Annotated in this window: 23 protein-coding genes and 1 tRNA gene; 11 read left to right on the top strand and 13 right to left on the bottom strand. The window is 61.1% G+C overall.

Features of this window, described 5'->3' with window-relative positions; all coding sequences use genetic code 11:
- Window positions 1–117: 117 nt before the first annotated feature.
- Entirely contained in the window at window positions 118–1,194 is a 1,077-nt protein-coding gene (tal, locus tag C6Y62_RS12350; RefSeq protein ID WP_173954160.1) for a transaldolase, read from the bottom strand.
- A gap of 442 nt (window positions 1,195–1,636) precedes the next feature.
- Between tal and C6Y62_RS12345 the strand changes: the two genes are divergently transcribed.
- The 8 genes from C6Y62_RS12345 (at window position 1,637) to C6Y62_RS12310 (ending at window position 8,862) form a co-directional block, all read left to right on the top strand.
- Window positions 1,637–2,665: an aldo/keto reductase gene (locus C6Y62_RS12345; RefSeq protein WP_173954159.1), complete on the top strand. Its 1,029-nt coding sequence runs from the start codon at window positions 1,637–1,639 to the stop codon at window positions 2,663–2,665.
- A gap of 253 nt (window positions 2,666–2,918) precedes the next feature.
- Entirely contained in the window at window positions 2,919–3,749 is an 831-nt protein-coding gene (locus tag C6Y62_RS12340; RefSeq protein WP_173954158.1) for an alpha/beta fold hydrolase, read from the top strand.
- 318 nt (window positions 3,750–4,067) lie between these two features.
- Window positions 4,068–5,975: a methanol/ethanol family PQQ-dependent dehydrogenase gene (locus tag C6Y62_RS12335; protein WP_173954157.1), complete on the top strand. Its 1,908-nt coding sequence runs from the start codon at window positions 4,068–4,070 to the stop codon at window positions 5,973–5,975.
- A gap of 139 nt (window positions 5,976–6,114) precedes the next feature.
- Window positions 6,115–6,801: a pentapeptide repeat-containing protein gene (locus C6Y62_RS12330; RefSeq protein ID WP_173954156.1), complete on the top strand. Its 687-nt coding sequence runs from the start codon at window positions 6,115–6,117 to the stop codon at window positions 6,799–6,801.
- Window positions 6,802–6,872: 71 nt separating this feature from the next.
- Window positions 6,873–7,289, top strand: coding sequence for a hypothetical protein (locus C6Y62_RS12325; protein ID WP_157066667.1), 417 nt, complete (start codon window positions 6,873–6,875; stop codon window positions 7,287–7,289).
- Window positions 7,286–7,714: a cytochrome c-550 PedF gene (gene pedF / locus C6Y62_RS12320; protein WP_068461134.1), complete on the top strand. Its 429-nt coding sequence runs from the start codon at window positions 7,286–7,288 to the stop codon at window positions 7,712–7,714. Before C6Y62_RS12325 ends, pedF begins: the two co-directional genes overlap by 4 nt.
- Window positions 7,715–7,732: 18 nt before the next feature.
- The gene (locus C6Y62_RS12315) at window positions 7,733–8,533 is read left to right on the top strand and encodes a quinoprotein dehydrogenase-associated SoxYZ-like carrier (protein ID WP_173954155.1); all 801 of its coding nucleotides are present in this window, start codon (window positions 7,733–7,735) and stop codon (window positions 8,531–8,533) included.
- 23 nt (window positions 8,534–8,556) lie between these two features.
- Window positions 8,557–8,862: a hypothetical protein gene (locus tag C6Y62_RS12310; protein ID WP_210258061.1), complete on the top strand. Its 306-nt coding sequence runs from the start codon at window positions 8,557–8,559 to the stop codon at window positions 8,860–8,862.
- A 77-nt stretch (window positions 8,863–8,939) separates the two neighbouring features.
- On the opposite strand, the gene C6Y62_RS12305 is transcribed toward C6Y62_RS12310, so the two are convergent.
- From C6Y62_RS12305 to C6Y62_RS12285, 5 genes are all read right to left on the bottom strand, one after another.
- A complete protein-coding gene (locus C6Y62_RS12305; protein WP_173954153.1) occupies window positions 8,940–9,137 on the bottom strand; it encodes a cation transporter in 198 nt (65 codons plus the stop codon).
- A 53-nt stretch (window positions 9,138–9,190) separates the two neighbouring features.
- Window positions 9,191–9,928, bottom strand: coding sequence for an outer membrane protein (locus tag C6Y62_RS12300; protein ID WP_173954152.1), 738 nt, complete (start codon window positions 9,926–9,928; stop codon window positions 9,191–9,193).
- Window positions 9,929–10,722: 794 nt separating this feature from the next.
- The gene (locus tag C6Y62_RS12295) at window positions 10,723–11,058 is read right to left on the bottom strand and encodes a P-II family nitrogen regulator (RefSeq protein WP_068461121.1); all 336 of its coding nucleotides are present in this window, start codon (window positions 11,056–11,058) and stop codon (window positions 10,723–10,725) included.
- A 4-nt stretch (window positions 11,059–11,062) separates the two neighbouring features.
- Window positions 11,063–11,794, bottom strand: coding sequence for a DUF1538 domain-containing protein (locus tag C6Y62_RS12290; protein WP_246274658.1), 732 nt, complete (start codon window positions 11,792–11,794; stop codon window positions 11,063–11,065).
- On the bottom strand, window positions 11,791–12,486 hold the full coding sequence (locus tag C6Y62_RS12285) for a DUF1538 domain-containing protein (RefSeq protein ID WP_173954151.1): 696 nt from the start codon (window positions 12,484–12,486) through the stop codon (window positions 11,791–11,793). The genes C6Y62_RS12290 and C6Y62_RS12285 overlap by 4 nt, the downstream gene beginning before the upstream one ends.
- Window positions 12,487–12,852: 366 nt before the next feature.
- Between C6Y62_RS12285 and gad the strand changes: the two genes are divergently transcribed.
- Window positions 12,853–14,265: a glutamate decarboxylase gene (gene gad / locus C6Y62_RS12280; RefSeq protein ID WP_173954150.1), complete on the top strand. Its 1,413-nt coding sequence runs from the start codon at window positions 12,853–12,855 to the stop codon at window positions 14,263–14,265.
- Between the two features lie 200 nt (window positions 14,266–14,465).
- Window positions 14,466–14,540, top strand: a tRNA-Lys gene (locus C6Y62_RS12275).
- Between the two features lie 10 nt (window positions 14,541–14,550).
- On the opposite strand, the gene C6Y62_RS12270 is transcribed toward C6Y62_RS12275, so the two are convergent.
- Window positions 14,551–15,345 carry a pseudouridine synthase gene (locus C6Y62_RS12270; RefSeq protein WP_173954149.1) on the bottom strand — a complete coding sequence of 265 codons (795 nt, stop codon included), beginning with the start codon at window positions 15,343–15,345 and terminating at the stop codon, window positions 14,551–14,553.
- A gap of 371 nt (window positions 15,346–15,716) precedes the next feature.
- On the opposite strand from C6Y62_RS12270, the gene C6Y62_RS12265 reads away from it, so the two are divergent.
- On the top strand, window positions 15,717–16,700 hold the full coding sequence (locus tag C6Y62_RS12265) for a DMT family transporter (protein WP_173954148.1): 984 nt from the start codon (window positions 15,717–15,719) through the stop codon (window positions 16,698–16,700).
- Window positions 16,701–16,708: 8 nt separating this feature from the next.
- Here the strand turns inward: C6Y62_RS12265 and tgt are convergent, their stop codons facing one another.
- The 6 genes from tgt to C6Y62_RS12235 all read right to left on the bottom strand — a co-directional run bounded on the left by tgt (window position 16,709) and on the right by C6Y62_RS12235 (window position 23,619).
- Complete coding sequence (gene tgt / locus C6Y62_RS12260) at window positions 16,709–17,842, bottom strand: tRNA guanosine(34) transglycosylase Tgt (RefSeq protein ID WP_173954351.1); 1,134 nt, start codon at window positions 17,840–17,842, stop codon at window positions 16,709–16,711.
- Between the two features lie 46 nt (window positions 17,843–17,888).
- Complete coding sequence (gene queA, locus C6Y62_RS12255) at window positions 17,889–18,968, bottom strand: tRNA preQ1(34) S-adenosylmethionine ribosyltransferase-isomerase QueA (RefSeq protein ID WP_173954147.1); 1,080 nt, start codon at window positions 18,966–18,968, stop codon at window positions 17,889–17,891.
- A gap of 176 nt (window positions 18,969–19,144) precedes the next feature.
- On the bottom strand, window positions 19,145–19,591 hold the full coding sequence (locus C6Y62_RS12250) for a DMT family transporter (RefSeq protein WP_173954146.1): 447 nt from the start codon (window positions 19,589–19,591) through the stop codon (window positions 19,145–19,147).
- A 176-nt stretch (window positions 19,592–19,767) separates the two neighbouring features.
- Window positions 19,768–20,622: a hypothetical protein gene (locus C6Y62_RS12245; protein ID WP_173954145.1), complete on the bottom strand. Its 855-nt coding sequence runs from the start codon at window positions 20,620–20,622 to the stop codon at window positions 19,768–19,770.
- A 238-nt stretch (window positions 20,623–20,860) separates the two neighbouring features.
- Window positions 20,861–22,528, bottom strand: coding sequence for a sensor domain-containing diguanylate cyclase (locus tag C6Y62_RS12240; protein WP_173954144.1), 1,668 nt, complete (start codon window positions 22,526–22,528; stop codon window positions 20,861–20,863).
- A gap of 539 nt (window positions 22,529–23,067) precedes the next feature.
- A complete protein-coding gene (locus C6Y62_RS12235; RefSeq protein WP_173954143.1) occupies window positions 23,068–23,619 on the bottom strand; it encodes a single-stranded DNA-binding protein in 552 nt (183 codons plus the stop codon).
- Window positions 23,620–23,713: the final 94 nt, after the last annotated feature.

The raw sequence follows: 23,713 nt of genomic DNA, 5'->3' as shown, positions 1-23,713 counted from the left end.
GTGACTATGATCCGGAAAATGGGCCAGAGGGAGAAACGGTTCCGGCCCACTTGTTGATGATATCAAATCGCGATGGGTTGCATGCACATTTGCAGGCGTGCAACCGACCGCCATACGCTACGCAAGCGCCTTCGTCTTCGAGGCAATCGAAGCCAGCAGATCGCGCCACGAAGCAACAAACGCCTTGGCGCCATCCGCCTGCAGCTTGCGGCCCAGCGCCTCGACATCGACGCCCGCTTCCGCGTGCGCGGCAAAGATCGCGTCGCAATCACCACCGTTGGCGGCAAGCAGATCGCTCGCCGTGCCATGATCGGCGAACGCGCGCAGCGTATCCTCCGGCATCGTGTTGACGGTGTTGGGTGCCGCCAGCTTGTCGATATACAGCGTATCGGTGGCGCGCTTGTCCTTGCTCGAGGTGCTGGCGAACAGCAGCCGCTGCGGCCGCGCGCCGGCATTCTCCAGCCGCTGCCAACGGTCGGATGCGATCAACTCGCGGTAAGCGCGGTAGGCGCTCTGGCCGATAGCAATGCCAAGCCGGTTCTTGATGGCGTCGGGCACATCTTCAACGATGGCGCGATCCCAACGGGAGATGAAAACCGAAGCGACGGAGCGCACATTGGCATCGAGGCCAGCAGCGACGCGCCGCTCCAGGCCGCGCACATAGGCTTCAGCGGCCGCGAGATAATCGCCGGTTGTGAAAAGCAGCGTCACGTTCACGGGCACACCGGCAAAGGTGGCGGCTTCGATAGCGGGCAGGCCTTCATGCGTGCCGGGAATCTTGATGAAGAGATTGGGGCGATCGGCCTTCGCATAAAGACGCTTGGCTTCGGCGATGGTTGCATCGGCGTCGTAGGCAAGCAGCGGCGAAACTTCGAGCGAAACCCAACCGTCAACGCCGCTGGTGCGATCATAGATCGGCCGGAACAGGTCGGCGGCGCGGCGCAGGTCATCCAGCGCCAGCTCGAAGAACAGCTCTTCGTCGGACAGGCCCTTGCGCACCAGCGCTTCAGCGGCCGCATCGTAATCCGATCCGCTGCCGATCGCCTTTTCAAAGATGGTCGGGTTGGAGGTGAGCCCGGTGACGGAAAATTCTGCGATCATCTTCGCCAGACGCCCGCTGTCGAGCATCGAGCGGGTGATGTCGTCAATCCAGATGCTTTGGCCGGCTTGGTGCAGTTCTTTCGTCGCCGTCACGGCGGTCTCCAATCATTCCTGCCAGGGGAAAATTCAGCCCCTGAGATAAAGCGCGTTACGATGCTGAGGTTCTAACCGAAAGCAGCGACAATTCGAAGCGCAATGAGCGATGAGCCCTAATCGCGGATCGCAGGGCCGAGAACGACGAACTTTCGGGCATTTCAAACCATTAGCCCTTGCCGCCGGGCGCTCCGGCAATCTTTGGCATGAATTGGGGCGCCAATGGGGATTGCATAGAAAGTAATCAGATTAGCCCCTGCCCGGCGCCCTGCTATCTTCAGCGGGCGAAATGCCCACCGACTTGCTGGCGCGATCGCAGCTTTCGTCGCCGCGTATCCCGGCACTTCGGATGCGGGTCAGCCACACGGCCAACTTGCAGTCCCAAGCCCGCTCCCTATCTAGGCGTTAACCTCGCCTCCCACGCCCATCAGAGGAACCAGCCATGGAATATCGCCGTCTCGGCCGCTCCGGCCTCACCGTGCCCGCACTCAGCTTCGGCACCGGAACATTCGGGGGCGTGGGCAAGCTGTTCTCCGCCTGGGGCGACACCGATGTTGCCGAAGCCCGTCGGCTGATCGACATCTGCCTCGATGCCGGCGTCAATATGTTCGACACAGCCGACATCTACTCGCAGGGCGAGTCCGAGCGCATTCTGGGCGAAGCGCTGAAGGGCAAGCGCGACAGGGCCATCATCTCAACCAAGGCGACGTTCCGCTTCAACGACGAACCCAACAACGTCGGCTCGTCACGCCAGCATCTGATCGCCACCGTTGAAGCGCAATTGAAGCGTTTGCAGACCGATCACATCGATCTGTTCCAGTTGCATGCCTATGACGCGCTGACACCGCAGGAAGAAGTGTTGTCGACGCTGGATACGCTCGTGCGTGCGGGGAAGATCCGCTACACCGGCGTTTCGAATTTCTCCGGCTGGCATCTGATGAAATCGCTGTCGGTGGCCGACCGGTATGGCTATCCGCGCCACGTTGCCAACCAGACCTACTATTCGCTGATCGGCCGCGAATACGAGTGGGAGCTGATGCCACTCGGGCTTGAGGAAGGCATCGGCGCGGTAGTGTGGAGCCCGCTCGGCTGGGGCCGCCTGACCGGCAAGATCCGTCGCGGTACCGGCATTCCCAAGGAAAGCAGATTGCATGGTTCGGCTGATGCCGGCCCGCAGGTGAGCGATGAGTATCTGTTCCGTGTCGTCGATGCGCTGGAGGACGTCGCGAACGAAACCGGCAAAACGGTGCCGCAGATTGCACTGAACTGGCTGTTACAGCGCCCCACGGTTTCCAGCGTCATCATCGGCGCGCGCAACGAAGAACAACTGCGCCAGAACCTTGACGCCGTGGGCTGGAACCTGACACCGGAGCAGGTCGCCAAACTGGACAAGGCGAGCGAGATCCCCCTCACCTATCCTTACTGGCATCAGCGCGGCACGTTCCTGGAGCGCAACCCCGCTCCGGTTTGATGGCGCAATCCGCCGCCGCAGGATGATGCCAGCGGCAAGATGATGATGACGGCGGCGCCGTGCCCGACGCCTATTCGTTGAGCAGATTATTCCCCCGGTGACGCCATTGTGCGCACCGGGGGTTCTTGTTTGCGCGCCATGCCCATGCACGCCATGTCGCGAAAGATAAAGCTGCGCCTATTCTGTTCGTCGTCGATAAATGCTCCGCACGCATACCTTGATGCGCAGATGCGGCCTTTGCGGAGAGCGAGCCATGGACACGATCACCACCAAGGATGGCGTTAAGATTTTCTACAAGGATTGGGGTCCGAAGACCGCACAGCCGATCGTGTTCCACCATGGCTGGCCATTGAGCGCCGACGACTGGGATACGCAGATGCTGTTTTTTCTCGCCAACGGCTATCGCGTTATTGCGCTCGACCGGCGCGGACACGGGCGCTCAACACAGACCGCCGATGGCAACGACATGGACACCTATGCCGCCGATGTCGCCGCGCTGACGGATGCGCTCGATCTGAAAGATGCAATCCACATCGGCCATTCGACCGGAGGCGGCGAAGTTGCGCGCTACGTTGCGCGGGCCAAACCGGGGCGCGTTGCAAAAGCCGTGCTAATCAGCGCAGTGCCACCGGTGATGCTCAAGTCGGGCAAGAATCCGGGCGGACTGCCGATGGAAGTGTTTGACGGTTATCGCAGCGCGCTGGCCGCAAACCGCGCGCAGTTCTATCGCGATGTCGCCGCCGGTCCGTTCTACGGCTACAACCGTTCCGGCGCCAAACCGCAGGAAGGCATTATCCAGAACTGGTGGCGGCAGGGCATGATGGGCGGCGCTAAGGCGCACTACGACTGCATCGCTGCGTTTTCAGAAACCGATTTCACCGACGACCTGAAAGCAATCGACGTTCCGGTGCTGGTGCTGCATGGCGATGACGATCAGGTCGTTCCGTACCAGGACGCCGGCGTGCTGTCGGCAAAGCTCCTGAAGAACGCGACGCTGAAAATATATCCGGGATTTCCGCATGGCATGCCGACAACCCATGCGGATGTCATAAACGCCGATATACTGGCGTTTGTGACGCGCTGACGTTTGTCCGCCGACAACGACTTCACGGCGATTTATCGGCGCTAACCGGGCTGCGATTCTGCTGTCACCGGGTGCGCGCGAGTTCGCGGCGCTCTCCCTCGACTCCATTTGCCATTTATGCGCGGCGCGATGCGGGACTTCCTCCCGATGCCAAGGTGATTATCCCGCGCTTTGCATTGGCCCTTAGTCGAAGGGGTGCCGTTTTTACGATCCCATTTGGCCAAAAGGCGAATGGACGCAAATCCATTTTTCTCCAAGTTGGAGCAAGGCGCGGCCAAACGCTGCACCTTCAAACATAACGATATTGGAGAAACGCCCATGCAACGTCGGCTCCCCGTCCGGGGCGTCAACGCGACGCTTTTTGCCGCCGCCTCGACCCTGGCCATTGCAGCTTTCGCCTGTAGCTTTCCGGCCGCTTCTGAAGCCGCTGAGCAGCGCCCCGTAACCTGGGAAGACATCCTCAACGACGAAAAGACCACCGACGACGTCGTGAGCTGGGGTATGGGCGTTCGCAATCACCGCTACAGCACGCTCGACAAGATCAACGTCAACAATATCGCCAACATGAAGCCGGCGTGGTCGTTCTCGTTCGGCGACGAGAAGCAGCGCGGCCAGGAAACCCAGGCGCTGGTTCGCGACGGCGTGATCTATGTGACCGCTTCCTATTCGCGCGCCTTCGCTCTCGATGCGAAGACGGGCAAGCGCCTGTGGAGCTACACGCACCGCCTGCCCGACGACATTCGTCCGTGCTGTGACGTTGTGAACCGTGGCGGCGCGCTGTACGGCGACAAGCTCTACATGGGCACGCTGGACGCAGGCATCGTTGCCCTCGACATCAAGACCGGCAAGCAGGTTTGGTTCAAGAAGTTCGAAGACCACACCGCTGGCTACACGATGACCGGCGCTCCGAACATCATCAAAGACCAGAAGACCGGCAAAGTGCTGCTGATCCACGGTTCTTCGGGTGACGAATTCGGTGTTGTCGGCCGCCTCTATGCACGCGATCCGGAGACGGGCGAAGAAATCTGGATGCGTCCGCTGGTCGAAGGCCACATGGGCCGCCTGAACGGCAAGGACTCCACGACGACGGGCGACGCAAGCGCACCTTCGTGGCCGAACGCCAAGGACGGCAAGAAGGTTGAAGCCTGGAACCAGGGCGGCGGCGCTCCGTGGCAGTCTGCCACCTATGACGAGAAGACCAACACCATCGTCATCGGCACCGGCAACCCGGCTCCGTGGAACCACCATTACCGCTCCGGCCCGAACGGCGACTGGAAGCCCTACGACAGCCTCTACACGTCCGGTCAGGTTTACATCGAGCCGTCGACGGGTGAGCCGGTTGGCTTCTTCCAGCACACGCCGAACGACGCGTGGGATTACTCGGGCAACAACCCGATCACGCTGTTCGAAATGGAGAAGGACGGCAAGACTGTTCGCGCCGGCGCCCACGCTGACCGCAACGGCTTCCTGTTCATCACCGACCTCGACAAGCTGACCGCCCGCGACGGCAAGATCTCCAAGCAGGCCGGTTCTGCTCTGGGCATCTATCCGATGGTTCCAGACATTTCGTGGGCCACCGGCTGGGATCTGGCAACGGGTCGTCCGCACGAAGTTGAAGGCCAACGTCCGCCGGCCCCGGCCGAGGGCGAAGCCAAGGGCAAGACCATTCAGGTGACGCCGAACTTCCTCGGTGGCACGAACTGGATGCCGATGGCCTACAGTCAGGACACCAAGCTGTTCTACATCCCGACCAACGACTGGATGGAAGACTACTGGACCGAAAACGTCACCTACAAGAAGGGTGCTGCTTATCTCGGTCAGGGCTTCCGCATCAAGCGCCAGTTCGACACGCACGTCGGCGTGCTGCGCGCGATGGATCCCACCAACGGTAAGGTCGTCTGGGAACACAAGGAAGCTATGCCTCTGTGGGCTGGTGTTCTCACCACCAAGGGCGGCTTCGTGCTCACGGGCACCAGCGACGGCTACGTGAAGGCGTTCGACGCTAAGGACGGCAAGGAACTGTGGAAGTTCCAGACCGGTTCGGGCGTTGTTTCGCAGCCTGTCACCTGGGAAATGGACGGCAAGCAGTACATCGGCATCACGTCCGGTTACGGCGGTGCTGTTCCGCTCTGGGGCGGCGACATGGCCGACCAGACCAAGCAGGTGAGCCAGGGTGGTTCGTTCTGGGTATTTGAAGTTCCCCAGACCACGGCCGCTGCAGAGTAACGGCACGCCCCATGCGGGTTCTGGCTTCCGCATGGGTTCGCTCCCTACGGCGAGGGCAGTCGGTGATGAACCGGCTGCCCAAGCCGCACCCTGGACGTGAGCGTCGCTCGTCTCCTGACTGAACTCTAAGGTGCCATCAATGGCTTTTCACCGTTGCGGCCGTCGTGCCGTTTTTGCGGTTGTCGCTGTCATCACCGGCGCTGCGGCGACGATGAGCGGAGCGCTCGCACAGAGCTATCCCGTGATTGAAAACACGGAAGACAGACCCGATCCGTGGATCATCAACGGCTGCGTTATCGCGCCGAAGACGGTTTGTCATAATGCTGATCTCCGTCATGCCGATCTCAGGCATGCAAATCTCGAAGGCGCCGACCTCAAAGGCGCGAACATGGCGCGTGCGGATCTGCGTCACGCCAATCTGAATGGTGCCGATCTGAGCGGCACCAACCTCGATGGCGCCGACATGCTCATCGCATTTATGGCACGTACGAATCTGAACGGTGCCTCATTGCGTGGCGCAAACTTCAAATCTGCGCGGTTGCCGAAGGCCGACCTTTCCAACACCGATCTCACCGCTGCGAGCCTCGAAAATGCCTGGGTGAAGGAAGCGCGCTTCAAGAACGCACGCTTCATCAACACCGATCTGCAGGAAACCAAGTTCTACGGCGCGGATCTCTCCAACGCCGTGTTCGATGGTGTGCGCATACGCTTCGCGATCTTCCAGGATGCGTTCATGGAAGGCTGCAAGGGCTGCCCGCACGACTGGCAGACCGGCGTGGCGCAGTGGAGTCAGGATCCGGCGCGGTGGGAACCGGGCCCGCAATGATGGGAATGCGGCGCGCAGCTTGGCTCATGTGCTCCGGCGGTTGGGCTACGGTTGCGCGCGCATGCGTTGTCGTGACGCTCACAGCTTTTGCGGCCGCCGCACCGGCCAAGGCGCAGGCGCAAGATGACATGCGCACATGCGCCGCAATCGCAGACAATGCCGAACGCCTTGCCTGCTTCGACAGCGCCGTGCGCAAACTCACGGCGCCGAAATTCGAAGGGCGTCTCAGCACCACAACAGAACGCTTTCACATCGATCAGCCAACGCAGCTTCGCTACGAAAGCGACGGTCCGATCTTCGTTCTTTACCTGAAAGCCGACGACGGCAGCATCATCCAGAACCTGCACATCGGCGGCGGTGGCCAGGCCACGTATCTCATCGAGAACCCCGGCACGTACTTTCTGGACGTGAGCGGCAGCGAGACGTGGCGCATCTGGCTTGAACCGCCGTCCACCACAAATGCCAACCAACGAGGCCCTTCACTATGACGTTCCGCGCATTCCTGGTCGCAGTCATGCTGCTGCCCGTTCTTCCCATCGCAGCCGTCTATGGTCATGGCGATGGCGCGCCGCAGCCGGTTGACACCTCCGGCCTGCCGCCGCTCGGCGAGCAGTGGCTGGCAACCAATCCTTACCGCAACGATGAAGCGCTGCGCGCAACCGCCATCGAGATCGGCTCGCGCGGTTACAATTCCAATTGCGCGCGCTGCCATGGCCTGGAAGTGAAGTCCGGCGGCATGGCTCCGGATCTGCGCGAACTCGGCGAAGGCGAAAGCGAAGATGCCTGGTTCATCGCCCGCGTACTTGGTGGCGCAACCGTCGGCGGACGTCAGAAGATGCCGCCCTTTGACGGCCTGCTGAATCAGGAAGCCATCTGGGCCATCCGCACGTACATTGACTCGCAGCCGGAATAACGACGCAAGGAACACACCATGTCCGCCACGCGCTTCATCATTTGCGTTGCCGCCGCGTTCCTTTTCAGCTTCTCGGCTGCGCTCGCTGATGACAGCGCGTGGGGCTCGATCCGCAAGGAGTTGTTCGGCGATCGACCGATCAGCGAAGACAGCGGCATGGTACGCGTGGTTGCACCCAAGCGAGCGGAAGATGCCGCCGTTGTTCCAATCACGATCTACATCTCCGGCGAGATCGCCAATCGCGCGAAACGCCTGTCGCTGATCATCGACGAGAACCCTGCTCCACTGGCGGCTGCGATAAACTTCGACACCGCTTATCGTGAGGGTGGAAACATTGGCGATCGCACAATCGAAGCGCGCGTGCGGCTCAACGACATGAGCGCTGTGCGCGCGGTGCTGGAAACCGACGATGGGGTGCTTCACGCTGCCAACCAATATGTCACCGGCGCCGGCGGCTGCACGTCAACGACGCTGAAGGACATGGACGAAGCAATGGCATCGCTGGGCAAGACGCTGCTGCGCGTCTATGACGATGCGACGCGTGGCGAAGCGTGGCGTGACCTTCAAATTCAGATCCGGCATCCGAATTTCTCCGGCATGCAGATCGACACCAAGACCAACACGTATCTGCCCGCGCACTTCGTTGAACGCGTGGACGTGACCGTCGCTGAGCGCCCGTTTGTACAGATCGAGAGCGGTATGTCGGTGTCGGAAAATCCAAGCTTCCGCATCAGCTTTGGTCGCCACGGCCGCTTTCCTGTCAAAGCCGTGGTGCGCGACACCAACGGCAATCTGTTCGACGCCAGCAACGGTTCGTGATGGGAAATGCGGTTAGGCTGCCCGTGCGCAGCGCTATGGTTGCACTTGCATTCGGCATTGCAGCAGCAAATTCAAACGCGCGCGCAGAGATCAAGGACTACATGATCCTGCGCCTGTTGTATCTGGATACGAGTTGCGGCGTTGACCATCTGGAGCGGCTTGAACCGGACGCCGACGGCAATCAGCGCTTCAGTGCCAAATGCCGTAATGTCAGCAGCTATCCCGACGGCCTTGAGGTGCTGTGCACCGACGCCGATGACGACCGCTCGTGCCGGGTGACGACCCCCGAAAAGACGTACAAACATCTGGAACTGCTGCAGCCGCGCTAACCGCAGCTCCAGCATGGCGAGCGACGCGCTGGTCGTACAAGCGAAGCGCGGTGAGGAGCTGCGAAGCCAAACAGGCCTCACTCCACCACGCGCGCCTCCCAACCAGCATCCACCAGCCGCTGTTTGACGGCATCCGCAGCGGCGGATGTTGTTATGCTGACGATGCGATCATCAACATTCGCGGCAACTTTCGCCTCCGGGTCGAGCATGGCGACGACCTTCTCGACTGCCTTGGCACAACCGCCGCAGGTCATGTTTTCAATGTGAAACTGCACGCGATTTCTCCGTTGCCTAACGCCTGCGCTCACACGGATAGCAGCGCGACGGCCTATTTTAGCGGTGACGCATAGCCACTGTCACCACCGCCGAGTTTGACTGAAATTCGGCCGCGCACGACGTTGAAGGTGTTCTCGATATCGACGACTTCGCCGACCACGCCGGCACCGTCCGACAGCGCAAACTGCTTATCGCGCAGATCAACGCGGATGTACTCAAGCCCGAAGCTGATGCTTGGCGTGATGAGATATTCAAACCCACCGCCGTAGTTCCAGCCGCTTATCTTTTCCTTGCCGCGCAGATCCAGCGGACCACCGCCGGCGTCGATGTCGGCTTTTATGTTCGCGCGGGCGTAACCGGCGGTTCCGTACAGCAGTGTGCGGCCGAACGCATAGCCAAGCCTTGCGTTTGCAAGCAGCAAACCGTTGAGCTCATTGCCGCAGACGCTCGCGCCGCCCGGACAAAAGTCGGCCTGATCGACGTTAAGCGCACCTGAATAGGAAAGCTCAGCACCCAAGACAAAATTGTCCCATTGCTGCTGATAGCCGATCTGACCACCGAACAGGGCGCCAAGAGTGTAATCGGGTGAGGTTCTGCTGCCGTTGGCGAAGGTCCAGTCACTGTCGCCCCAGGCGCCGGCTTCATGGACACCGAGATAGAGCCCGCTCCATGCGTCTCTCGGCGAATAGGACTGATACGAATTAAACGGACCTGCTGCTACTGCCGTTGCAAAACTAACCGGAAGCACACACGCAACAACACCACGCGACAAACGCTTGAATACAGACATATACAAAAACCCCTAAGCTACAAAACTAACGTCAACACCATAGGCGCGAGTGCGCAGCGCGTTCCACGCAACGCGCGGCCCTTATGCACAAACTTGAGCGTTCATGCACAGGCCGCCGACACTCGCACACATCAACAATCAGCAATCAAATGATTTGCCCACCAACAACAGATGCGTGGCGCTGCTTCCAGGACGAATGATTGTATTGAAGCGCTACGCAGCTATCAGACGAGCACGAAGCTCGGACGAGCCGCATTTATCAGCGGCACAGACGAATGCATGTCGGCTGGCACGTCGAACTGACGATATGCGCGCACATGACATTGTCCGCACTCAGGGCAGACATATGCATCACCGTCCCGTGCGTACGACGATGGAACCGGCGCCCAATGGCTAAGCTGATCGGGCGGCACGCAGCGGTGCTCGGCAGCGAAACGATTGCGAAAACGGGCAAATAGCGAGTTCTGCGGCATGGACCTGACAACGCCACGCGCCCGGAAGGCGCCGATTATTGGGACTGCACGCAAAACACTAGTGATTCGTACTAACACAGGCGTGTTCAGCCCGCAGCGCCATCGCCGCCTGCCAGATTCGATTCATGTGGGAAGTGTTGGATAACTCGTGCCGAAATCCGGTCGCTGTGGATGAGCGCTATCGGCCTCCTACCGAAGGCGCTGAACCGGCGCGAAAAATCTGTAAAGATTTTTAGCTGGCCGCTACGGGAGAAATGGCGGCGGTGACGCTGCCTGCAACGTGGCCGGATGCAATCAGGACGAAGCAACGGTGTCACGGCGTCACGCGCTTTTGTCACCGCCATGCCCCAACACATGGGGCACACCTTCCAGGCGGCTGACCGGCACCACAAACGCCAATCCATTGCCGGGCTCATCGAGCTTTGCGGCAGTGACAATGGCATCGAGAATTGCGTCAGCCGCATCGGTGTAGACGAGCGTCAAAACGATTTCCTTCTCCGGCTCAATAGCGATGCCAAGAATGGACTGGTTCTCGTGAATGCCGACACCGCGGCCCAACATCACCGTGCCGCCATGGGCGCCAGCTTTCTTGGAAGCGGTCAGCACCGTATCGCCCCAGCCCTTGCGAACGATACTCACGATCAGCGACGTAGGCATTCGTTCAACCCTTTCGTGCCAGTTTACGGCGTAAAATCAAACCGAGCGTCATCAGCGAGATGACCGGCGCAACTGCAATCAACGCCACGAGTCCCAAGCCGTTTACAATCGGATTGGTATCACCCATCGCGGCCGAAACACCCAGCGCCAGCGCAAGCAGAAACGTGTTGGCCAGCGGACCGGTCGCAACGCCACCCGCATCAACTGCGATCACAACGAAATCGCGTTCACTCAGCCACATGATGACAAGTATCAGCAGATAGCTCGGGATCAGCAGGTAAAGGATCGGGATCTGATAGGCGATCCGCACCATGCCCAGAGCGACGATGAGCGCGACGCCGATGCAGATGGCCTGCAGCACCACAATGCGCCGGATAGAACCGCTGGAAGCATCATCGACCTGATCGGCGAGAATGCGCACCGCCGGTTCGCCCCATGTGGTGACATAGCCAAGAAACAAGCCCGCCGCGACCAGCACCCATGTTTGCCCGTCGGTGCCCAACGCCTCGCCTATCGCACGGCCCACCGGCAAAAATCCGATGCTGACGCCGGCAAGGAAAAAGAACAGGCCCACAGCTGAAAGCGCCGTGCCGATGATGATGTCGACGCAATCCCGAAACGGCAGCTTCAGCACGAAAATCTGGAATGCGGCAAACAGCACAGCCAGCGGGGCCACCGCCAGAACGACACTGACCAGCGTGCTGCGCAGCTCGGCAACCAGATCCAGTTCCATCATGCCAGAATGATCCCCATGATCATGACGGCGATGATCGGACCTATCGATGCAAAACCCAGTAGCCCGAAACCGTCGGCAATGGCCGATCGCCCCGCAAGCACGGAGCTGAGGCCAATCGCGAGTGCTATGACGACGGGCGCAGTCAGCACGCCTGTTGTGACGCTGCCGGCGTCATAGGAAAGCGCCACAAACTCTACCGGCGTGAAAAATGACAGCGCGATGACGGTACCGTAGGCGAGGCTGAGCATGAGCCGCACGGAAAAACCGAAGATGATGCGCGCCATCGCCAGCCCGACGAAAATCGCAACGCCCAGCGCAATGACATAAAGCACCACGTGCTCGCGTATGCTGCCGTTGGAGGTTGCGTCCACCTGCGAGGCCAGCACCAGAACGTCCGGCTCGGCCACGGTTGTTGCAAAACCCATGGCAAATCCGACTGCGATAACCAGCGCGATCGAACCGAGTTTGGGCAGTTCCGCGCCGATGAAACGCCCCATGGGCAGTACGCCGATGTCGAGCCCGGCGAACAGCAGCACCATGCCGAGGATCACCAACGCCGACCCGGCCAGGAACTGTGCCACGATTGCCAGCGGCGCACTTATCATCACGAACAGCAATATGCAGACAACCGCGACAAGCGGTGCTACGGCGCCGACGACTTCCTTCAGTTTTTCAAACAGAAGCGAATACAACGAGGCCCCGCGCGATCATGTTGTGACGATGAAAAGCCAGCGCATTGCTGCGAGCAGACGTCCACGGGCACGAAGTGCAAACGTGCTTTTATGAGTCAACACATCAGCGTGGCCGAAGAGGCGTTTGAAGGTGTAAGTCGGGCGCTTTTTCATGTGGGTGGTGCACTGACACCGCACGCGCGTTGCCATGCTTCGGATTTGACGCCGACAACCGCGCAACCGCCGGCAGAATGTCATTCTGGAACGGCACACAAAACAACATCAACCACAACCATGATCCCCAACCGCGGATGAACCCGATCGCCACCGGTCGATGGCTTTATCGGCTTTGGCTTTCAGTTTGCGGCTATCGGGGAGCGTGCAGTTATGGCTCAGGATCGTTTTGCGGCCAAAGTGGTCTCGGAAACGCTGGATGACGCATTCGATGCGATGTACGGCGCACCGGAGGTGCTCAAACGGCTGCCCACCGCAACCTTTCCGAGTGGCATCGAAGATCCGGACCGTGTTTATGCCGCGCTGCGCGATGAGCTGATGCTCGATGGCAATGCGCGCCAGAACCTGGCGACGTTCTGCCAGACGTGGGAAGAGCCGCAGGTTCATCGCCTGATGAACGACTGCATCGCCAAAAACCTCGTCGACAAAGACGAATACCCGCAGACGGCGGATATTGAGGCGCGCTGCGTGCGCATGATCGGCGATCTGTGGCACGCGCCCGACAGCACGCAGGCGGTTGGCTGCGCCACCACCGGTTCAAGTGAAGCTGCGATGCTGGGCGGCCTGGCGATGAAACGCCGGTGGGAGGCACGCCAGCGCGCGGCCGGCAGGCCCACCGACAAGCCGAACATCGTGACCGGGCCGGTGCAGGTCTGCTGGCACAAGTTCGCGCGTTACTGGGATATCGAGCGGCGTGAGATCCCAATGGACAACGGCCGCCTGCTGATGACACCGGAAGAGGTGCTGAGCCGCTGCGATGAAAACACCATCGGCGTAGTGCCGACGCTCGGCGTCACATTCACCGGCGCGTATGAACCGGTGCAGGCTGTCAGTGATGCGCTTGACGATCTGCAGGCGCGAACCGGCCTCGACATCCCGATCCATGTCGATGGCGCCAGCGGTGGCTTTCTGGCGCCATTCTGCGCGCCGGATCTGATGTGGGATTTCCGCCTGCCGCGCGTGCGTTCCATCAACGCTTCGGGCCATAAATTCGGTCTGGCACCGCTGGGCGTTGGCTGGGTGCTGTGGCGCGAAGCCAAGGATCTGCCGGACGACATGGTGTTCTGGGTGAACTACCTCGGCGGTGAAATGCGCGACATCGCGCTCAACTTCTCGCGCCCCGGCGGTCAGGTGGTCTGCCAGTATTACAACTTCCTGCGGCTCGGTCGCGACGGCTATCGCAGCATCCACTCCGCCTGCTACGCGAGCGCAAAATTCCTGGCCGATGCCATCGCCAAGCTGGGGCCGTTTGAGATCATCTTCGATGGCGACATGGCGCGCGGCATCCCCGCCGTGTCGTGGAAAATCAAGGACGGCGCCGACCCCGGCTTCACGCTGTTTGATCTGGCCGACCGGCTGCGCGTCAACGGCTGGCTGGTGCCAGCGTATACGCTGCCGGCCAACTGTCAGAGCCAGACGGTGCAGCGGATACTGGTGCGCAACGGCGTCAGCCTTGATCTGTGCGCGCTGCTGATGCGCGACATGGCGGCGGCCATCGATCACTTCAAAGCGCATCCGGTGCAAACGCCGCTGACGAGCGACGAAGCCTCCGGGTTTCATCATTAGGCCCCGTGTGGCACGGCGATGAAACAGCGACGCGCGGAACTGCTCCGGTCGATGGCGCAGGCGGCTGGCCGCGCTGGACGCCCGGCGCAATGTTGCAGAGCCACGCTTGGCCGGCTTTTGCCGCAAATTGCAGAAGGTCGCAGGTGTGGGTTCGCCTTGACCGCTCCACCTCCTCCGCCTAAAAGCACGGCTCACCTTGAGGGCCCGTAGCTCAGGGGTAGAGCACCTGACTTTTAATCAGGGTGTCGATGGTTCGATCCCATCCGGGCTCACCAAGGATTTCAGCTAAATCCCGGTTTTCTCCGCGTCTGTGAGCGGGCGCGTCTGGCCCTTGCCGAGATCTCCGAGCTTGACTGACCCAATCCCCACGCGCACGAGACGAAGGACTTCGGCACCCTGCGCCGCGACCATCCTGCGTACCTGCCGGTTGCGACCCTCGGTCAGCACGACCTCAACCCAACTTGAACGGTTACCTGTCCGCAACAGCCGCACCGCAGCCGCGCTGAGCCGCTCGCCGCCATCCTCAACGGGCTGCGTAAGCGCAGCGATGAAATCATCGTCGGCGACCCGGTCGATTTTCACGTGATAGGTTTTGGGAACACCGGATGCCGGGTCGAGCAGATAGTCCGCCCAGCCATTGTCGTTTGTCAGCAGGAGCAGCCCTTCGCTCGCCTTGTCGAGACGGCCGACAGGAGACAGGAACGGCAGGCCCGGAGGCAGACAGTCATAGACTGTCTCCCGCTCGTGCGGGTCACGTCGCGTGGTAACGAAGCCGCGCGGTTTGTTCAGCATCAGATAGATTTTTGCTTCAGCCGCGATGGCGCCGCCGTCGACCGTGATCCGGTCGCGATCGGGATCGACGCGCAGTGTGGCGACGCGGGCGATGCGGCCGTTGACCGATACCCGCCCGGCCTCGATCAAGACGGTGGCTTCAGTGCGCGAACAGAACCCAAGTTTGGAAAGCGCGCGCGGCAGGCTGACGACGGGACGGCGCGATGGACTTGGCGTTCCGGCGCCGTGCGATGGACGAGGCGCGCGCGCCTGATGTCCTGCGCCTTTCCGAAACGGACGATGTGACATGGCGGGCAAGGCTCGCGCCTTGAGGTGCCGCACCCCGACAGGCAAGAAAATTCACAAAGGCAGGATGAGAGCGGCTGCCGGGCATGTCATGACCCCGGACGCGCGATCGCCTCCGGGGTTAGATTCCCGTGATAAGTCTGCCGGCGCGGAAGATGCGGATGAAGCGCTGCTTGCTCATGGGGCATCCTTCGCGCGATCGTGGTATCCCGTCAATTGGTGCTGCTGAAAACGCCGCAGCCTGCCGCCAACTCAGGGCATTGATGCTTAAAGCGATGATGGATCGCACATTTTACAGCGATGCCCACTGTCCCTGACCGATGCGCGTTTTGGCGCACCGGCCACTTTGCGCCGATAGGATATGTACGCGCGCTATGGACGAACCTCGCAGCCAAGAGACCGGCGCCGCCGATACCGGCAGGCGCGTGCAGCCCGCAGCGCAGCCGCGCCGCGAGGTGTTGATTCCGGCTGCGGACCGCCTCAAGGCCATCGGGCTGATGTGTGTTGCCGTTGCGCTGTTTTCTGCGCTCGATACCTCGGCCAAATATCTGGCGACAGCTTCCGGCCTGCCGGTGGTGCAGATCGCGTGGTCGCGCTTCCTCGGTCAGTTCGCCATCATGTTGTCGATGCTATCGGTGCTGCCGATTTCGGCGCTGCTGGGCACGCGCAAGCTCAAGCTTGAACTGCTGCGCTCGCTGCTGATGGTATCAACCACCGCGTTCAACTTTCTGGCCCTGCGCCATCTGCAGCTCGATCAGTCGATCTCGGTCGTCTTCATGGCGCCGCTGCTGGTTGCGCTGCTGGCGGGGCCGCTGCTGGGCGAATGGGTTGGCCTGCGCCGCTTCATCGCCATCGCCGTTGGGTTCATTGGCGTGCTGATCGTCGTGCATCCCGGCGTCGGTGAATTTCATTACGCGTTTATATTCGCGTTCGGCTCCATGCTGGCCTACGCGTTCTTCATGCTGCTGACGCGCTTTCTCGCCGCCCATGATGCGCCGCTGGTGATGCTGTTTTATTCGGTGCTGCTGGGCGCGTTCGGATTAGCGCCGTTCGCGCTATGGAACTGGGTGTGGCCGCCCGATGCTACGGCATGGCTGCTGCTGAGCGTGCTCGGCATCTTCGGCGGCGTTGGACACTATCTGTTCATCCACGCCTACCGGCTGGCGCCCGCGTCCAGCGTCGCGCCGTTCATCTACATCCAGATGCTGACGATGGTGCTGTTCGGTTTCACCGTATTCGGCGACGTGCCCGATGTGTGGACGCTCATTGGCGCGGCCGTCATCATCGCGTCCGGCATCTATCTGCTCAACCGCGAGCGCAGTGTGCGCAAAGCGGTTGCGGAAACCGATCCAATCTGACCAGCAGTTCAGTTCGTGCGTTCAATACGGTCGAGCGTTTCTTCCGCCCAGGTATTGAAGCGACCTTCGGCGATGGCGAGGCGCATGGCCGCCATCAGCTCCTGATAGAATGTGGTGTTGACCCACGACAGCAGCATCGCACCCAGATATTCACCCGAGCGCACGAGGTGATGCAGATAGGCGCGGGAATAATCGCGCGCACCGGGGCACGAGCTTTGCTCGTCCAGCGGCGCAGGGTCGTCCGCGTGCCTGGCGTTACGCAGGTTCACCTTGCCATTCCAGGTGAAGGCGAGGCCATGGCGACCATTGCGCGTCGGCATCACGCAGTCGAACATATCGACGCCACGGGCGACGGACTTGATGAGATCGGACGGCGTGCCAACGCCCATCAGATAACGCGGCTTGTGCGATGGCAGATGCGGCAGCACGCCATCAAGCGTGCGCAGCATAAGCTCCTGCCCCTCGCCCACCGCAAGGCCACCGACAGCATACCCCGGCAGATCCATCGCAACCAACGCTTCCGCCGAGCGCTGACGCAGCTCCGCATCGACGCCGCCCTGCACAATGCCAAACAGCGCCTGCCCCGGCTTCGCCAGATCGGAGAACGCGCGCTGCGCCCGTGCGGCCCAGCGCAACGACAGCTCCATCGCCCGCGCGGTTTCCTTGCGCTCCGCTGGCAGCGATATGCATTCGTCGAGCTGCATCTGGATGTCGGACCCGAGCAGACACTGGATTTCCACCGCCCGTTCCGGTGTCAGCAGGTGGCGCGATCCATCGATATGCGATGCAAAACGCACGCCCTCCTCGTTGATCTTGCGGATCTTCGACAGTGACATGACCTGAAAGCCGCCGCTATCGGTCAGGATTGGCCCGTCCCAGCGCATGAAGTTGTGCAGCCCACCAAGCCGCGCGACCCGCTCTGCGCCGGGGCGCAGCATCAGGTGATAGGTGTTGGCCAGCACAATGTCGGCGCCCGCCTGCTTCACCTGATCGAAGGTCAGGGCCTTCACCGTTGCCACCGTGCCCACCGGCATGAACGCCGGCGTGCGCACGATACCACGCGGTGTCACCACCTCGCCCAGCCGCGCCGCACCGTCCTGCTTCAGAAGCCGATAGCCGAATGTCTGCGCCTGCTGTTGCATCGGTGAATGTTCTTTCGTTTCTGAAGTCGTCATGTCTGCGGTGCGATCAATCATGGTGCGCACGCATCAGCAGCGATGCATCGCCGTAGGAGTAAAATCGATAGCCGTTGGCGATCGCGTGCGCATAGGCCGCCTGCATGCGTTCACGGCCAGCAAACGCTGAAACCAGCATGAACAGCGTGGAGCGCGGCAGATGGAAGTTCGTCATCAGCACGTCGACAACGCGAAAACGATATCCGGGCGTGATGAAGATGTCGGTGTGATCGCTGAAAGGCTGCAACTCGCCCGATGCGGCGGCCGATTCCAGCAGGCGCAACGAGGTCGTGCCTACAGCAACGATGCGGCCGCCATTCGCGCGCACAGTGTTGAGCGCCTGCACCGTTTGCGCGCTCACCTCGCCCCACTCGGAATGCATTTTGTGCTCGGCGGTGTCTTCCACCTTCACCGGCAGAAAGGTACCCGCACCGACATGCAGCGTCACGAAGTGGCTTGAAACGCCGCGCTCCGCAAGCGCCGCCAGCAACTCCGGTGTGAAGTGCAGCCCGGCAGTGGGCGCGGCCACAGCGCCGTCGCGCGCGGCGTAGATCGTCTGATAGTCGGCGCGGTCGGTGCTTTCAACGCCGCGCTTGCCGGCAATGTAAGGCGGCAGCGGCATCTCGCCTACGGCTGCAATTGCAGCGTCAAGATCCGGCCCCGACAGATCGAACGCGACATCAACTTCGCCGCCTTCGCCCCGGCTCAAAACAGTGCCTTGCAGCGCGCCCAGCATGCACATCTCGCCGTCGTGGCCGAACTGCAGACGATCACCGGCCTGCAAGCGCTTGGCTGGCCGCGCGAACGTCCGCCACCGATCCGGCGCAAGGCGCTCGATCAGCAGCAGCGATACGTTGGACTTGTATTCGCCGCGCTGACGCACACCGCTGAGCGACGCCGGAATGACACGCGTGTCGTTGAACACCAATGCATCGCCCGGCTGCAAAAGCTGCGGCAGGTCACCAACGCTGAGATCTGCGAATGCCACATCGCCCGCCGGCACCGACAGCAAGCGCGCGCTATCACGCGGCGTTGCCGGGCGCAGCGCGATGCGGTCTTCAGGCAGCTCAAAGTCGAAAAGGTCGGTGCGCATGAACCAATGGACGGCTTTGGCGGACAGAACCTGAGCGCACGGCACAACGGCCAGCCGCTCAAGCCCAGCCGCTTGCGGATGGATGTGGAGCTTGTGCCGCCTGAGCCGCACCGATGCAAGGGGGCGCGCTTTATAGCGTCAGGCGGCTAGTTGAATGCCGTGCGCCGCTCCGGCTGTTAACCGAAACGGATCAGCAGCGCGCCCGCAATCAGCAGCATAGCGCCGCCAACACGGCCGATGGTCAGTTCGCGCACGGCCAGATCGAACCAGCCCAGGCGATCCAGCGCCAATCCGGCCAGCAACTGACCTGCTACGATCAGCGCCATGGTGGCGGCCGCGCCGAGCTTCGGCGTGAGAATGAGTGCGCAGGTGACGAACACCGCGCCCAGCGATCCGCCCACCACGTACATCCACCACGGCGGCGCGCCCCAGTTGATGGCCGTGCCCTGCACGTTTGTCACAACGCTTGCCAGCACCAGCAACAGAAGAGCACCGGCAACGAACGATGCCGCCGAAGCCGCGATCGGCGTGCCTAGCTTGAATGCCAATTGCGCGTTTATCGGCCCCTGCAAGGCGATAAACATGCCGGCCACGATCCCCAGCAGGGCCCAGCCCAGATCCATCCGCATATCCTGTTCCAGTTATGTCAGTCGGGGAACATCAGCCTGGGCGCCGTCAGGCCAAGCCGCAGCCCGGTGCATTTCTGCGCTTGACCACGAAGCACCCTCTATAACCGAAAAAGCCCCGCCGTGGGGCGGGGCTTCCGTAATTGGAGTGAAGCTGCGCTAATCGGTCCGCATCAACGTCCGAAGATGCAGACCTGAGCCGAACCCTTGAAGCTGGGCTGCGCCACATAATACAGCTCAACGCTGTCGATGAAGCGTCCGTTGCCCTTCAGGTCGAGCGGGCGGCTTTCGCCACCGTCGCGGATCTCCGACTTCACAGGGATGTCGTCGGGTGCGCCGTTACCATAGATCACGCGCAGGTTGAGGATGTGCACCTTGTTGCGGAAGGCGCGCAGCTGGATCTGGCTGAAGCGGCCTTCGCGGCGACCAACACGAATCACATCCTTGTTGGGCAGGAAGCCGGCCTTGCTGCAACCAAGCTCTTCCCAACGGGCGACCGGCGGCGGCGGCATCGGACGCACCCACTTCACGCCGTAGACGGCAACCTTTGCGCGCCCACGATAACCCGGACGCGAACGGTAGACGATTTCAATGCGGTCGATCACACGCTCACCGCCGACAAGATCGATTGGCCGCGTACGGTCGCCGGGACGGATACGCTGGCGCACGCGGACGTCCTGCGGGGGACCGCGGTGAAAGAACACCTTGAGGTCGAGAATTTCGACTTCGTTGTCACGAACTTCGAGCGCGATCTTGCTAAAGAAACCTTCGCGGCGGCCAACGCGGATCACATCGCGGTCGACGCCAAAGCCGACAGCCTGCTCACCCAGAAGTTCCCAAACCTCCTGCGGGCCGCGAACCGGCGGGCCGCGGTCAGGGCCGGGCCGATTGGGGCCAGCTCCCGGAGGACCATGGCGGCCGCGATCACCGCCGCGATCATAATCGCGGGGTTGAGCCGAAACTGCGCCAATCAGAGTAACAGTAGTCAATAAGGCGACGACGGGCGTCAGTAGAGCTCGCCAAAGCATGTAAGTCTCCTACGTTGGGTGCCGACGAATGTCGGATGGTAACGCCGCCATGTGCGAAAGATGATCGGCGGAATTGTGGTAGCGCCCTCAACATGAACGAAGGCTGCAAGCCAGGCTTAAACGCTAACCAAGCGCGCAGAATTGTGCGCGTGAGATGCGACGAAAAAAGGCGAAGTTGCGGCGGATCAAGTTTTCACGGCCGAACCTGGCCGGTGAGCCTCAATGGCGGCAGTCGAACCTACGCGGTCTGGGCAGACGAGAACACTGCCCGGTTGCGGCCACCGTTCTTGGCACCATAAAGCGCCTGATCCGCAATCATCAGCAACTCGTCCAGTGAGTTCGCCCCGGCGGCGCCAGTCGTCATTCCGATACTCACCGTCACAGAAACTTGCTGGCCGTCTTCAAGCTTGAATGGGTCTCTTTGCATAAGGTGCAGGATGCGGTGAGCAACCTGATGCGCCTGTTCAACCGCACAGCCCGGCAGCAGAACCGCAAACTCCTCACCACCCAGGCGCCCGATCAGATCGTGCTGCTTCAGGCAGGCTTGCACGCGCTTGGCAGCGTAGACCAGAACGCAATCGCCTCCAGCGTGGCCGTAGGTATCGTTGATGGATTTGAAGTGATCGATATCGAGCATCAGCATGCTCACCTCAGCGGCCGCTCCAGCATCGAGAAATTCCGATGCCCGGTCGATGAACGCCCTGCGCGTCAGAACCTGCGTGAGATGATCTACCGTAGCAATCTTCACCAGCTCATCGGCCAGCTTCTCGCGCTGCTCCGCCAACAGATACGCGTCGTGCACATCGGTACTGGTGCCAAACCAGCGGATCACCTTGCCGTCGTCGTCACGTATCGGGAGAGCCATGACGCGCAGCCAACGATATTCACCCGAATGATGGCGGAAGCGATAATCGATGTCGTACGGTTCGCCGGAACGCAGCGCCGCATCCCAGACATCCGACACCGTTGGCCAATGGTCGGGAAAAACCAGCTCCTTCCACGTCTCCTCCACGATGTTCTCAGGCGCAATCCCGGTAAATTCGCTCCACCGTTTCGAAAAGTAGTCATGCTCACCATCCGCAGCACAGCTCCAGACGATTTGAGGCAGCGCTTCTGTCAGCGTTTGAAAGCGGAACCGGCTTTCAGCAAGTGCGGATGCTGTTTCCATCTGATTAGTGACATCGATCACAACACCGAGCATGCGCATGACTTCGCCGTAGCCATCAATCGACGGCTTGGCTGACGTGATGACCCAGCGCGTTTTGCCATCGCGGCCAATCACGCGATATTTGTTTTGATAGGATGAACGCGTGACGACCGCATGCTCGAACGCCGTCTGCACCCTCTCTCGATCATCCGGATGGATGGCGTCAAAAAACAGACTGTCATCAATGCCGTTTTTGCAATCCTCTTCCGAGAGCCCATAGGCGCGCGCAACATTCACATCCGCAGTGCTCAAGCCCGAAGCAACATCTAGCGTCCACACACCGACCATTCCCGATCCGTCAAGGGCGAGACGCAACCGCTCTTCGGAATCCGACAACTCGTGAATGCGCTGGATGTGGTCGGTTACATCACACACCATGCCAAGGGTGCCCAGAAACCCGTTTGCGGAATCAAGCACCGGCATGAAGTCCAGATGGAACCATCTCAGTTGCTCATCGCCGTCACTCGCCGGTGTTCGGATCGGTTCGTCGCGCAGAGCCGTCGTTTCACCCAGTTGTGCTCTGGTGAGGATCAATTTCCAAAGTGGTGCGTAAGCGGGCAGAACATCCGCAACCGCGCGACCGTTGAAACTTCCAGCCGACGCCTTGATTGCGAACAGCTGCCGCGCAGCATCGTTGGCGATAACAATGCCCTCGTGCCCAACAAGCAGCAACATCGGGCTGGGCGCGTATACCGACATCCGCAGAACAGCAAGCAGCGCAGGATCCCAATCGCTGAGAGGCGGCAACCCTACCCGAGCCCAGTCCAATTCCGACTGCGCATGGAGCCAACACTCAACCTGCTCGGCGGTTGGTCCGATGAATTTTTCCCGCTCCCACTCTGTCATCGTGCCTACCGACGCAGCACACTGCGGTTATCCCTATTACTGATAGTCATATGGCTGATTTTATTGCGGTGGAATTTCAGATCCGTTCAGGACGCGGACAAAAACAGTTTAAAAGTTCAGCCGCACAACCCCGTCGCCCCGATCGGTGAAGCTGGAGCGACCGGTAGAAATGCTGTTTGTGGCAAAGCTGGCCGGAAACTTGGCAGCGCAATCAAAGGGCGAATTTCATCTAATTGCCCAACAGCACGCCACGACAGGGACGGTGCTCATGTCAGCCTGCAATGGCGATCGCAACGCTGGCATGAAACGAGATCAGCCCCGATGGAAGCCATCGGGGCTGATGCAGATTTACTGGCAGATGCTACCCTATGATTGGGCGTCGTCAGGGCCAATCAGAACGGAATTTCGTCGTCGAGCTGACGATCGAAGCTGGGGCTGCTATTGCCGCCACCACCACTGCTGCCGCCGCTACGTGAACCGGACGAGCGCGAGTTGCTCTCCCCGCCGTAGCCGCCACCGCTGCTGCCACCGCCGAAACCGCCGTTATCGCCGGCGTAGTCCACCTGACCGCCTTCGGACATGCCGCCACCAGCGCGACCATCAAGCATGGTCAGATTGCCATTGAAGCCCTGCAGCACCACTTCCGTGGTGTAGCGATCCTGCCCGTCCTGACCCTGCCACTTGCGGGTCTGCAACGCGCCTTCAACGAACACCTTGGAGCCCTTGCGCAGATACTGCTCGGCAATCCGGCACAGGTTCTCGTTGAAGATCACCACCGAGTGCCATTCCGTCCGCTCGCGGCGCTCGCCCGAATTGCGATCCCGCCACGTCTCGGATGTCGCGATGCGCAGGTTTGCGATCGGCTTGCCGTCCTGCGTGCGGCGGATCTCAGGATCCCTGCCGAGATTGCCGACCAGGATTACCTTGTTGACCGAGCCTGCCATGGTCACTCCTTAGCATTTCTGTTTGTGCGGCCTTTGCCGCTCGCCTTCAAAAGGCGTCCGGCACGGGCGGGCTTCGGCGCGCCGCTTTGGCAAG

This window comes from Hyphomicrobium sulfonivorans (assembly GCF_013306565.1).
Lineage (GTDB): Bacteria > Pseudomonadota > Alphaproteobacteria > Rhizobiales > Hyphomicrobiaceae > Hyphomicrobium_A > Hyphomicrobium_A sulfonivorans.
Note: the sequence above shows the minus strand (reverse complement) of the source record. Positions and strands in the feature narration are given on the sequence as shown.